Annotated in this window: 10 protein-coding genes; 3 read left to right on the plus strand and 7 right to left on the minus strand. The window is 54.8% G+C overall.

Going from position 1 to position 12619, the window contains the following annotated elements; all coding sequences use genetic code 11:
• Positions 1 to 123: 123 nt before the first annotated feature.
• Complete coding sequence (asd, locus tag EHV15_RS00650; protein WP_128629575.1) at positions 124 to 948, plus strand: archaetidylserine decarboxylase; 825 nt, start codon at positions 124 to 126, stop codon at positions 946 to 948.
• Here asd and EHV15_RS00655 read toward each other — a convergent pair.
• From EHV15_RS00655 to EHV15_RS00675, 5 genes are all read right to left on the minus strand, one after another.
• The gene (locus tag EHV15_RS00655) at positions 945 to 2492 is read right to left on the minus strand and encodes a serine hydrolase domain-containing protein (protein WP_128629576.1); all 1548 of its coding nucleotides are present in this window, start codon (positions 2490 to 2492) and stop codon (positions 945 to 947) included. The two genes, asd and EHV15_RS00655, sit on opposite strands and share 4 nt — an antisense overlap.
• 44 nt (positions 2493 to 2536) lie before the next feature.
• On the minus strand, positions 2537 to 4099 hold the full coding sequence (locus tag EHV15_RS00660) for a hypothetical protein (protein WP_128629577.1): 1563 nt from the start codon (positions 4097 to 4099) through the stop codon (positions 2537 to 2539).
• Positions 4096 to 4971, minus strand: a complete 876-nt coding sequence (locus tag EHV15_RS00665) for an ABC transporter ATP-binding protein (RefSeq protein ID WP_128629578.1) — start codon at positions 4969 to 4971, stop codon at positions 4096 to 4098. The genes EHV15_RS00660 and EHV15_RS00665 overlap by 4 nt, the downstream gene beginning before the upstream one ends.
• 621 nt (positions 4972 to 5592) lie before the next feature.
• The gene (locus EHV15_RS00670; RefSeq protein ID WP_036620314.1) at positions 5593 to 6378 is read right to left on the minus strand and encodes an AraC family transcriptional regulator; all 786 of its coding nucleotides are present in this window, start codon (positions 6376 to 6378) and stop codon (positions 5593 to 5595) included.
• Between the two features lie 58 nt (positions 6379 to 6436).
• Positions 6437 to 8131, minus strand: coding sequence for an aminotransferase-like domain-containing protein (locus tag EHV15_RS00675; RefSeq protein ID WP_128635109.1), 1695 nt, complete (start codon positions 8129 to 8131; stop codon positions 6437 to 6439).
• Positions 8132 to 8534: 403 nt separating this feature from the next.
• Between EHV15_RS00675 and EHV15_RS00680 the strand changes: the two genes are divergently transcribed.
• Together EHV15_RS00680 and EHV15_RS00685 are read left to right on the plus strand one after the other, a co-directional pair.
• Positions 8535 to 9155 (plus strand): pyridoxamine 5'-phosphate oxidase family protein, encoded by a 621-nt coding sequence (locus EHV15_RS00680; protein ID WP_128629579.1) that lies wholly within the window; start codon positions 8535 to 8537, stop codon positions 9153 to 9155.
• 111 nt (positions 9156 to 9266) lie between these two features.
• The gene (locus EHV15_RS00685) at positions 9267 to 10565 is read left to right on the plus strand and encodes an aminotransferase class I/II-fold pyridoxal phosphate-dependent enzyme (protein ID WP_128629580.1); all 1299 of its coding nucleotides are present in this window, start codon (positions 9267 to 9269) and stop codon (positions 10563 to 10565) included.
• Between the two features lie 70 nt (positions 10566 to 10635).
• Here the strand turns inward: EHV15_RS00685 and EHV15_RS00690 are convergent, their stop codons facing one another.
• Positions 10636 to 11853 (minus strand): ABC transporter permease, encoded by a 1218-nt coding sequence (locus EHV15_RS00690; RefSeq protein WP_128629581.1) that lies wholly within the window; start codon positions 11851 to 11853, stop codon positions 10636 to 10638.
• Between the two features lie 3 nt (positions 11854 to 11856).
• Positions 11857 to 12603, minus strand: coding sequence for an ABC transporter ATP-binding protein (locus EHV15_RS00695; RefSeq protein WP_128629582.1), 747 nt, complete (start codon positions 12601 to 12603; stop codon positions 11857 to 11859).
• Between the last annotated feature and the right edge of the window lie 16 nt (positions 12604 to 12619).

Consider the following 12619-nt stretch of genomic DNA (forward strand, 5'->3'; position numbering starts at 1 on the left):
TCAAGAACAAATTTTAAACATTCACGTTTCAAAACGGACAAGAAACCGCCTTCATATTGATTTCGCCCCTGTTCTGTGTCAAGATAAGCGGAAGCGGCACATCAAGAGTAGGAGGTTGCTTTCTTGGCGGTAACATGGATGAAATGGATGACGGAATTGTCCTCCCGCAAATCGGTTTGCAGGCTGATGGGAAAGTTCTCCCATTCGAAAATCAGCCGGCTGATGATCCCTTTGTTCGCAAAATCGTACGGAATTCCACTGCATGAAGCGGAAAAAGAACTGCGGAAATACCGGACGCTCAACGAATTTTTCACCCGTAAATTAAAACCGGGCATGCGTCCAGTTCATGCGCAGCCGGGCGGCCTGATCAGTCCCGTGGACGCGCTCATTACGTTTATGGGGGAAATCCGCTCCGGCACGATTCTGAACGTGAAAGGCCAGGATTATTCCGTTGAGGAACTGCTGAACCGTTCCCCGCGCATCGAATCGTATAAGCATGGCTACGCTTTTGTGCTATATTTGAGTCCGACCGATTATCATCGCATCCATGCCCCCGTGACCGGCAAAAAGCTGGAAAGCGAGCACATCAAAGGCCGGGTATATCCGGTTAACGACTTCGGCATGCGCCATATGAAACAGGTGTTATGCCGGAACGAGCGGCTGATTACGTATATTTCCCATGAGTATGGAGAGGTGGCGCTCGTCAAAGTCGGCGCGATGAACGTCAGCAGCATTAAATATACCAACGAGCAGGCACGCAGTTGGAGCCAGGGTGACGATCTCGCCTATTTCGAGTTCGGCTCCACCGTGGTGCTGCTGACCCAAAACGGCACATTTGCCCCGCTGCCGGGGCTTGCACCGGGACGGAAGATCCGGATGGGCGAGCCGCTCGGAAGCTTTGCAGCCGCGGGCGCCAAGGTGAAGACGCCTCCCAAGGACGCGGATTAATGCTGCAGGCGGGGGACGGAGCCAGCGGTTGCGAAACCGTTCATTTTTTTATGCGACATCAGGCTGCATACAAAGAGGATGATTTTGACCAAGCCGATGCATAGCCACAGAACGCACAGGATAAAGGCGAGATGTCCAATGCCGGGCAGAAACGAGAAAACCATGCCCCAAGGAGTCACATAATTCCCCAATAAGATTAATATTCCGGCAGGGACAATGAGGTTAAAGACAAGCAGCCATGCCACAAAAACGGTGATTCTGAGCGGGGTGTGCTTGAATTTTCTATTCCATCTGAACAAATTGTAAATCGCCCATCCTGTCAGCACAACTAACGCCGCACAAATCAAATCGATGATCACGTTGGTTCTGGTCAGGTTGCCGCCCCCATCCTGACGTGGCTCCTGGCCGTGCATAATCTCAAGAATTCCGTACGCGATCTGATTGAATTTATATCCGCGAACCAGATAATCATGCGCGTTGATCAGCACCACGATTCCCGTATCCCCGTTCAATAGCATATCGGAGTGAAAACTCTCGATATCCCCTGCATGTTGAATGTTGTCGCCGATAACCTCCCATCCCATGCCGTAATATCCGTTAATCGACGAGTCTTCGGCGAAGGGCTCATGCATCTGCGAAATACTGGCGGGAGACGCCACCATGATATCTTTAAATTTCCCCTCGTTCAGCTGCGCGATCAGATAATTTGCCATATCCTCCGCCGATGAAATTAAGTAGGCGGAGGCAAGCATCGCCGGATTGTCGGGCTGCTTCATGGGAGTCATGTAGCCGAAAATAGGTTGGTATCCTGTGGCTAATCCTTTCTGCTTGGCTTCCAGCGTTGAAGTGAAGCTATTTTTCATTTCCAAAGGGGTGAAAATATGTTTTTGAATGTACTCCGAATAGGGCTCGTTGGTGACAGCTTCAATAATTCCGCCAAGTATATCGAAATTTAAATTGGAATATTGATATTTAGCGCCCACGGGCTCGGTTAGCGGAGTCTTTTTCTGGTTATCAAGCAGTTCATCGATCGACGCGAAATGGTTCGAGAAGGCAATCCGGCCATGATAAGTGGAAAATCCGCTGACCTGAGTCAAAAGGTTTTTAACCGTAATCTGCCCAGGTGCTTCCGGGTCGGCTAATTCGAATTGCGGCAAATAGCGCCGCACCGGCGCATCCAGATCAATTTTCCCCTGTTCAACCAGCTGCATCGTAGCCAAAGCCGTAAAGGATTTGGTGCTCGAACCTATAATAAAGGGGGTTTGCGGTGTGATCGGCTGCTGATCGGAACCCGAGATTCCATAGCCTTTTAAATATACAACCTGATCTCCCCTGATAATTCCTACTGCAGCACCCGGAATTTGGAGCTTGTCCAGCATGGATTGTACATAGGCATCGATTTTTGCCGTATCGTCAGCGCTTTGCACTGGGCCCGCATAGGCCGTGCGGGCCTGCGGAGGTGTAATAACACTTCCCGCGAACATGACGATCGCCACCATCATGATCATAAAGGCTTTGAATTTATGGCTTGTTTTTGGATTCACTCTACTTATCTCCTTGCCTAAAGTTTCAGTCTCTAAATCCTATCTCATACTCCAGCACCTACTTTTCTAATATCAGTAAACATGCCAAGCAGCAGCAGTACTCCGGTAAGTCCCGCATATAACAGCGGAAATCCTTCCGTCAGCCCCAAAAAGTCGAACATCCAAAGCTGATTAAACGGACCAACATACATCCAGATGATGAAGAGAGCTTCGAATAACTTGCGTGTGCCGCTTAACCTCCCCAGGACCAGCGCCAGTGTGGGGATAAATACAATCCCCATTAGCCAATGAATAAGGTGGAGCCAATCCGACTCCAGCGTAAAATGAATGATCACGCCTGACGAAACCAATAAAGAAAAAAACAACCCGGAGCACCAACTTGCCCAAAATTTTCGGATCGCCGGGCAACTGGAAGAAACCAATTCTTGCGTAAAGCAATATTTCTCCCGGCACCCCATTTGCGACCATATGGGCAAAGGAAGGAACAAGATGAGGGAGATCCATGGCGATGGCGCTTGCCCGCCCGGAAGCGCAACCAGCCCCAGGACGATGGCGGCGGCAACCGTAAAATGCCACCAAAGTGGCATTCCCGAGAGCATCATTTTGCATTCTCCGCGAATGAGCCAAAATAGTTGGATACGCTTGCTGACCGTCACAGGCGACAATGAAGGAACCGAGGTGCCGGGAACGGACAGCCGCTCTGCTGGTATGGCCGGATAACCGGTTGTGCCGGTTTTTGCGATCATACGGGAGCGCTCATCCCTGAAGCGATTGAAAATCAATGAGGCAACGAGGACAAGTATGGCGGCCGCCCCGATCCAGACCAGTCTCGTCAAAATAAAATCCCCGGACCAGCCAATCCCCTCCCAAACAAAGGTGGATGGAGCTTCCGCCATAGGGTAATAGCCAAGGCTGCCGCTCTCCAAGCTGATGTCAGGATAAACCGCCCTTGCCCCCCGAACCATTTCCGACAGCACCATGCCGATCCCAAACAGGTCATACCGGTTGTCCTTAACCGCAGTCGAAACCGACAATAAAGCGATGGTAAGCACAAAGAACAGAACATTTCCAAAAACACCTTTCATCCCCGGAACAACATCGAATAACACGGTCAACGCGGCCAGGATCAGCAAATACGGTATGGTCAAAAACAAGATGGACCGGATATAATCCAAAATCACGATCTCCATGCTCTCGTGACGAATCAGTTGCATAACCATCAGGCAAACAACAAAAATAATTTCGAGAGTCAGCAAAACAAAAAAATTGGAGATGGCCTTGCCGATTATATAACGGAGCTTGCCGACCGGGGACGCCGCAATCATGGGGCCGACTTTCAGGCGCTCATCCTCCGATATTTGGCTGCGCAGCAGGTAGAACCCCGGCAGCCACAGCAAGATCGTCGAAAGCACAGCGCTCAGCGCGCCAAGCCATGCCGAATTATAAAGCCCTCTTATTCCTTCCAAATAAAAGATCTCGTAGCCGTCCGTCGCCGCTGGAACGCAAAGAAACCCCAGAAATATACTAAAGAAGGCAATCAACAAAAAATGATAATTTTTCAATTGCCGGATTAAATTGAATTTGACATCGTAAAAGAGATGGGTCATCTTACCGCCTCCAGCTTGGAAGTCGCATACAAATAGGCATCTTCCAACGTCGGGGCAACCGCGTTTGCACCGTGAACCGGCTGAATGTCGGACACGATCCGCACATAAATCCCATCGCTGCGCTGGATCGAATTGCTAAGCTTGAATTTGCGTTGCAGTTCCTGCAGTTGAGGTCCGGGCACAATGCACTCCCATACTTTATGCTCCGCCTGTTGCAGCAATTGCTCCGGCTCAGCGTAAGCGGCCAGGCATCCTGAAGATAAAATGGCTATACGCGATGCTATCGACTCTATATCCGTCACAATATGCGTAGACAAAATAATGATCCGATCGGGAGACAAGGCTGTGAGCAAATTGCGGAACTGTATTCGTTCTTCCGGGTCCAAGCCTACCGTGGGCTCATCCACGATCAGCACCGCCGGGTCACTCAATAAAGCTTGCGCGATGCCTACCCGTTGCTTCATGCCTCCTGAAAAGCCGCCGATTGCCCGCCTCCGCACATCGGATAAATGAAGCACCTCCAGCAATTCGCGTATTCTTTTTTTGGCTGGCTTCATGGACAGGCTTTTCATCGCCGCCATATACTCCAGAAACTCCACCGGATTCATATTCGGATAGATGCCAAAATCCTGCGGTAAGTACCCCAATGCCCGGCGCATTTCATTGGGCTGCCGGACAATGTTGATACCGTTATACAAAATATTTCCTGCTGTAGGTGTCGAGATCGTGGCGAGCATTTTCAGCATTGTGGATTTCCCCGCCCCGTTGCGGCCAAGCAGTCCGGTAACCCCCGTCTGAAAAGTGAGCGTGATATTTTGCAACGCCTGCTTTGAGCCGTATTGTTTCGATACCTGTTCCAGTTTGAGGCTCATTTGGTTATTCCCCTCCATCCAGTTATGTACCAATCGTTCGTCTTCATGTCTACTTTATCTAAGTGTGCTCACCGTTACACCATTCCTGAAACTGGTTATCCATTCAGACCAATGTCGGGGACGAACCCCGGCCTAAGATACGGTTTGCCTCCAGCATCCACCTTTGCCGCCTAATTGAGACGTTTGATCATCTGCCGGATTTTCTCGGTCCCGATAAAAACAACGGCAGCAACGATCACAAATAATATCATATCGAGCGTGGTTTTAAATATGAACCCGGGTATGGATGTATTATTGAGTGGATGCCGAAAAAAAGCGAGTTGCCTATAGGTTAAATCGCTAACGATATGGGCCAGTAAAAATTGCAGGGCAAATTTCCAAAGCGATTTCATATGATCATTTCATTCCTTTTATGAATAAAGGTCACGGTCTCTCTATTTCTTTTATCAGCATACCTGATTATCCTTACATCCCCCTGTCGCCAACCTTAAATTAATCTTAAGAAGGTTCGCGGACGAGAGACCGGACAAGGCCTTTAAAGCGGATGGCGGCATTATCCGGCAAAAATAGCAAAAAACCCGGCATACCTTAAAAATCCTTAAGGCAACCGGGTCGCTTTCATTATCTGATTTCCGACGGACTTTTGCCGGTATACTGCTTGAATTGGCGGCTGAAAAAGAAAATGTCCCGGTATCCGAGAGCGTCGGCCACCTCCGTGACGTTCATGCCGGCATGCAGCAGCAGGTGCTGGGCGCGGTCGATCCGCGATTTGATGATGTACGATTGAACGGACATCCCGATGATTTCCTTGAACTTGATCGAAAAATAACGCGGGGACAACCCGGCGCGCGCCGCCAGGTCCTGCACTTTGTGGGGCAAGCCCGGATGTTGGAGCACGTAGTTGGCGACCTCGTGGATCACCTCATGCAGCTGGTTGCTGACTTTTTTCTCCATCGGCACCTGGCGCTCCTCGCGCAGCAACTGAATGAGCAGCTGTTTAAGGATAAGCCGCGCCTCCTCTTCGGCGGCGTAAGCCTTCACCAGAAACAGGCGGACATAACGTGACAGCATGTATTCAAAATCGAGGGTATCTTCTAGCACGCGGTAAGGTCCCGGCACTTCGGTCACCGGTTCACTGACGTCGAAATGGATATACGTGAGGACAAGCGGACGCTGCGGATTATGCGTGGCGCTCGTATGATCCCCTTTCCGGAACAGGAAGCAGCTTCCTTTGCTGACGGGAATCGGCTGGTCGTTCAGGACAACCGTTCCTTCGCCGCTCCAAACGTAAAACAGGTCGTAATTATCCAGCGGTTTTTCCCGCTTGTGCCATTTCCAACCGGGCTCGCATACGATTTTGGCAAAAGCCGGCTTCAATATAAACGAAGACGGTGAAACGTGAAGCATGTCCTTCCCTCCCGAAAAAAAATCCTTCAAAATGAATGTTTATTCTCTTATTATACCCTTAATTCCCGTTCACTTGAATATCTATCCACGCCGCTTTCATGCGGTTCACCCCTTCGAGCAGCGCTTCCTCGTCCAAATGGGCAAAACAAAAGCAAGCGGCCGGCTCACCCGGGGTCAACCGGTAGATGGCGGCGTCGCGGAACAACACGCCCCGCCGGGTCGCCGCGGCCTGAAAAGCGCGGTATTCCTCCGGCGACTTCCGCCAAAGCGCGTACATCAGCAGTCCGGCGTCGGCCGGCTGGAGCCGGAACAGGCCGCCCAGTTCGCTTTCCAGCCGGGTGCGGAACACTTCCTGCTTGGCGCCGTAATAACGCCGCATCCGGCGCAGATGACGGTCATAGCCGCCCGTTCGCATGAACCGGGCCAGCGCCCGCTGCTCCAGCCGCGCCGGGGGCGCCGGCTCGTAGAGCGCCTTGGCGCTCGCCAGCGCCCGCACCAGGCTGCGCGGGAGCACCGCATAGCCGATCCGCAGGGCGGCGAACATCGTCTTGGAGAAGGAGCCGATGTAAATGACGCGCTCCTCCTGGTCCAGCGCCTTCAGCGGCTCCAGCGGGCGGCCGCCCCAGCGGAACTCGCTGTCATAGTCGTCCTCGACGATGACCGCGTTCCGCCGCGACGCCCATTTCAGCAGCTCGCGCCGCCGGGCGTGGGAGAGCACGGCGCCGGTCGGGAACTGCCGCCCCGGCGTCACGAACAGCAGCCGCGCGTCCCAATCGCGCGGCACGATGCCTTGGCCGTCCAGCTGCGCCGGGACGGCCACGCCTCCGCAGGCGGCGACCGCCCGGGCGATCCCGTAGTAACACGGATCTTCCAGCACGGCCGGTTCGCCTTCCCCCAGCAGCAGCTGGGTCAGCAGCGTTATCGCCTGCATCGAGCCGTTGAACAGGCAGATTTGCTCCGCATCTGCCGAAATGCCCCGGCTGCGCCGCAAATGCGCGGCGATCGCCTGGCGCAGCTCCAGCTCGCCGAGCGGGTCCGCGCCAGAGCGGCCGGGATCAGCGCTCTCCCAGGCCGTGCCGCCTATATCAGCGCGCTCCGCGTCCCCACGCCCTGTGTCAGCGCGGCTCCCGCCAGCTCCGGCCAAGCCGGCTGCGCCCGTACCGCTTACGCTCGTACCGCTTACGCTCGTACCGCTCACGCCCGCAACGCGGCCGCCGGATCTGCCGCGCGCCGCCCAGGCGAGTGCGCTTTTCCACTCGGCGGCCGGAAACCCCGCTGCCCACGGTCCGCTGTCGCGGTAAGAGATCACGCCGTCCGGCTCCGGCGAAGCCAAGGCCACGGCCGCCCCAGCCGGCAACCAGCCGCCGCCCCCCGCTTCCCCGCCTGCAGGCCCGGCGCCTTTTTGCTCCCCGGTCCTGTTCATCACCGACAGCACCCGCCGTCCCCATGGCGACAAAACGACCTGGGCCATGCGGTTCGAAGTCTCCTGGCGGGATGCGACCATCCCGGTGACGAACGTCCCGCCGCCTACGATCGTGCGGACGTAGCCTTCCGCGTGCAGCATATCGTAAGCCTGGGAGACGCTCCCCCGCGACAGGCCGTACATCGCCGCCAGCTCGCGGGTGGCCGGCAGCCGCGTTCCTTCCGCAAGCGTCCCGTTATGAATAGCGTCACGGAGCGCATGGTACAAGGCTAAATATTTATAGCGGTATTTATCGCTGAACGACTGCAAAGCTATCGTAAAATCAGGCATCTCCATAGTCTCCTCCCGGTCGCTTAACACTCGCCAATCCTAACGGACACCAGCGCCGCTATTTCGATGAAATCAACAGTTTTCAAAATGTAACGGACACCACAGACCTTATTCGGCATTTCTGTGCACATATCCGGCCTTTTTCGAGCAAATAGCGACTCTCCTGTCCGTTAGAAATGAAAACGGCGTCTTTTCTGGCAAATAAGGGCGCTCATGTCCGTTAGCCACCGCCTACATGCGGTCGAAGCTGACGACACCAACGGTTGCCATAATTCCTTCAGGTGCAGTCCACTAGTTCCCTTACTTTTAAATTGGACTAATAATTTTAATGTAAATTGGTTCTTTTTTAATGTCAATTTACGGCGTATGCTAAATGTCAAAACGAGCAGGGAGCGAACCACATATGCGCAGAAAAGAATTTGCAATGCAGGATGAAGCGGAAATCCAAGAGTTTTTGCGGGAGATGAGCTACGGCTTTCTCGGCACCGTCGGCGAAGACGGCTGGAGCCGGGTGACTCCGCTGAATTTTGTATACGACGGACGTTTCTTTTATTTTCACGGCAGTCTGGCCGGGGAAAAAATGAAGCAGCTTGCCCGCGATCCCCGGGTCAGCTTCACCGTGGCGAAGGAGTATGCGATTATTCCGTCCTATTTTACCGACCCGCTGCTGGCTTGTCCGGCTTCCGCCTTTTTCAAAAGCGTAATGGTCCGAGGAAGGGTGGAAAAGGTTGAAGACGCCCAGGAAAAGGCGGATGCGTTCACTTTGTTTATGGAAAAGCTCCAGCCCGAAGGGGGCTACAACCCGATCGATCCGGCCGACCCCAAATATGCGGGGCAGCTCAAGGCGGTGGCGCTATGCCGGATCGTCCCGGAGACGATGACCGCCAAATTCAAGTTCGGGCAAAACCAAAGCGAAGCGAAGTTTGACGCCGTGGTCGAAGGGCTGCGGCAGCGGGGCGGCGAGCTGGACGCGGAAACGATCCGCCATATGGAAAAATACTGTCCGTTTCACCGCGAAAATTAGACCGGTTCGGCGGTTTTAGCTCGTGACTCGATCTGATCGAAATGATATAATGTTAGGCAGTTTAAGACGGTACTGCCCTAAATTATCAAACGGATCGGAAGGATGAATGTGATGAACCCACTTGCGGAGCAGTTAAACGAGAACATCAAATCGGGGAACAGCCACGTGTACGACATGCTGTCGGGGCTGGGCAAGGAAATCTATTTTCCGAAGGAAGGCATTTTGAGCCAGTCCGCCGAAGCTTCAGCCCAAGCGAAAAAATATAACGCCACGATCGGCATCGCTACGGAAAACGGAGGGCCGATGCATCTGGCGGCGATCCAGGATACGTTGTCCGCCTATAAGCCGCAGGATTTGTACCCTTACGCGCCGCCGGCGGGCAAACCGGAGCTGCGCAAAGTTTGGCGCGCCAAAATGCTGCGGGAGAACCCGGCGCTTGCGGGCAAAGGCTTCGGCAATCCGATCGCGACGAACGCGCTGACCCACGGGCTCAGCATCGTCGCCGACCTGTTCGCGGATCAGGGCGACGCGGTTATTTTTCCGGATAAAAACTGGGAGAACTACGAGCTGACTTTCGGCATCCGCCGTCATGCCCGGATCGTCAACTTCCCCTTGTTTACCGATGAGATGACGTTTAACAGCGCCGGCTTGAAAGAAGCCCTGCTCGCCCAAAAGGACAAGGGCAAAGCGGTTGTCATCCTGAACTTCCCGAACAACCCGACCGGATATACGCCGGGCGCAAAGGAAGGCGGGGAGATCGTGGACGCGATTCAGGCCGCCGCGGAAGCCGGGATTAACGTCGTCGTCGTCACCGATGACGCTTACTTCGGCTTGTTCTTCGAGGAATCCTTGAAGGAATCGCTGTTCGGCAAGCTGGCCGGCCTGCATCCGCGGATTTTGCCGGTGAAGATCGACGGGGCAACGAAAGAGGAATATGTCTGGGGCTTCCGTGTCGGGTTCATCACATTCGCGGCGGACGACGAAGCGCTGCTCGCCGCCCTGGAGCAAAAAACGCTCGGCATCATCCGCGCCACCATTTCCAGCGGGCCGCATCCTTCGCAGACATTCGTGCTGAAGGCGCTGCAGTCGCCGGAGTTCGAAGCGCAGAAGGCAGAGAAATTCAAGGCGATGAAAGGCCGCGCCAACAAAGTCAAAGCGCTGCTGGACAGCGGCAAATACGGGGACGTTTGGGAATATTACCCGTTTAATTCGGGTTACTTCATGTGCCTGAAGCTGAAGACCGTGTCGGCCGAGGCGCTGCGCCAGCATTTGATTCACCAATACGGCGTCGGTACGATCGCGCTCGGCGAAACCGATCTGCGCATCGCGTTCTCCTGCATCGCGGAGGAAAATTTGGAGGAATTGTTTGATTTGATCTACCAAGGCGTTCAGGACCTGCAGTCAAAATAGTTATTTATTCGCATAAATAATGGCCCGTATTCCTGCTTGGCAGGAGTGCGGGCCATTTTGCTTGTTGACTTTATTCGTCCAGCTCTTCTTCCCGCCATTTGCGGGACCAAATGCCGCGGAGCGCCCAGGCAAACGCCAGGCCGGCGGCAAGGCTGCCGAACGTAAGCGCCGCGTCTCCGCCGGGAGTCAGGACCATCGGCAGCCAGAGCAGCACGGCCAGCGCGAACAGCAGGCGCGAGGTGATGCGCAGCGCGGCAGCCTTTCTGGCCCCGGGCGGAACCGGGTAAAAGGAAGCCGCCGGGGAATCGCGATGCGCATGGCGCAGGGATGCCAGCTGGGTTCCCGTTAAAAAGACGAACAGCAGGTACAAAACCGCCCCTAGCCAGTTCATTTGGTTCCAGCCGACGAGCAAGAGGCCGAGCAGCGTTAGCCGGATCAAAATGCCCAGCAGCTCGCTGCGGACGAAGGTTTTGATGAGCAGATAGCGGTAAGCGGCCGCAGGCGTCCAGGGCGTGCGGTTGCCAACCCCGGACAACCAGCGGCGCCGGATCACCTTTTGCCCTTCTGCGGGAACGTCCACGAACCAGCCGAGCAGCAGCATCACCTTGGCTTCGTTCGATTTTTCCGCCGCGATCAGGTTGTCCCATGGCACGGCATGCTTCATCGGAAAACGCAACACGAGCGCATAGTTCAGGCTGACGAGCAGCGTAAACAGCGCGCTTTTCCAGGCAGGCTGCCACAACCACGCCGCGACCATCAGCAGGATGAAGCACCAGCGCAGCAGGCGGTACCCCGTTCTGGCCCGCGCCGTCGTAATGCGCAGCTCCTGCCAGGCGCCATAAGCGCTTAACGCTTTGAGCAGCAGCAGGACCAGCATCATCAGCCACAGCGGATGCACGATTCCGGAACTCCGTATGTAAAGCGGCCAAACGAGCAGCAGCAAGATATACAACCCGATCAGCTTATAAATAATGCCGCTGCGAAATGCGGGGGACAAATATTCCTTCATCCGCGTCTCCTGCGGCAGCAGGAATATCACGTCCGCCGGCTGAATATAAGTCCGAAACCCGGAATACACCGTCAACGGGCCAAGCAAAAGCAGCATGATCCAGGCAATCGGCAGACCGGGGGGAAGATTTTGCAAAAAAGCCGTATACCAGGCGGAAAAAGCAATGATCAGCAGGAGCAGCAGCACGGCGACGCCGCTTTGAAACACATAAGGCAAATACGGGAGCACCTTGCCCCAAAACGCCGCTTTGCGCCGGCTCCGCAGCGCTCGAAGTTCCATAGGCTACTCTCCATCCTTCACTAAAGCATAAAAAATGGACTCCAGCGCGGCTCCCGGCATTTGGGCCTGTTCCCCGATTTCGGCCAGTGTTCCTTGCGCGATCACCCTCCCGCGGTGCAGAACGATAAAACGATCGCAATAGTTCTCGATGGTCGACAGGATGTGCGAGCTCAGCAAAATCGACGACCCGCTCTCCTTCATCTCCAGCATGAAGTCAAGCAGCGAGCGGATTCCGAGCGGATCCAGCCCAAGAAAAGGCTCATCGATGATGTACAACGGCGGCCGGGCGACAAAGGCGCACATAATCATCACCTTCTGCTTCATGCCTTTGGATAGATGCATCGACAGGCTGTCGGCCTTCTCCTCCATGCGGAACAGCTTCAGCAGCCGCTCCGCCCTGTCTTGGTAATCCTCGGGGCCGACTCCGTAAGCCCTGGCGGTGAATTCCAGGTGCTCTCTCACGGTCAATTCTTCATACAGCAGCGGGGATTCCGGGACAAACGCGAGCGAGGATTGGTACGCTTCAGGCGCCTCTTCCCGCGTCTTGCCGGTGACGTAAATGCCGCCCCGTTGCGGCGCCATCAGCCCGAGAATATGCTTCATCGTCGTGCTTTTGCCGGCGCCGTTCAGGCCGATCAGCCCCACCATTTCGCCCGGTTTAACCTCAAAGCTCACCTCATGAATCACCGGGCGGCCCAGGCTGTATCCCCCGCTCAGTTCCTCGACTTGCAGTATGGGTATTTCACTCACTCTGAACTCCTCCCAC

The organism is Paenibacillus oralis, assembly GCF_003863965.1.
GTDB lineage: Bacteria > Bacillota > Bacilli > Paenibacillales > Paenibacillaceae > Fontibacillus > Fontibacillus oralis.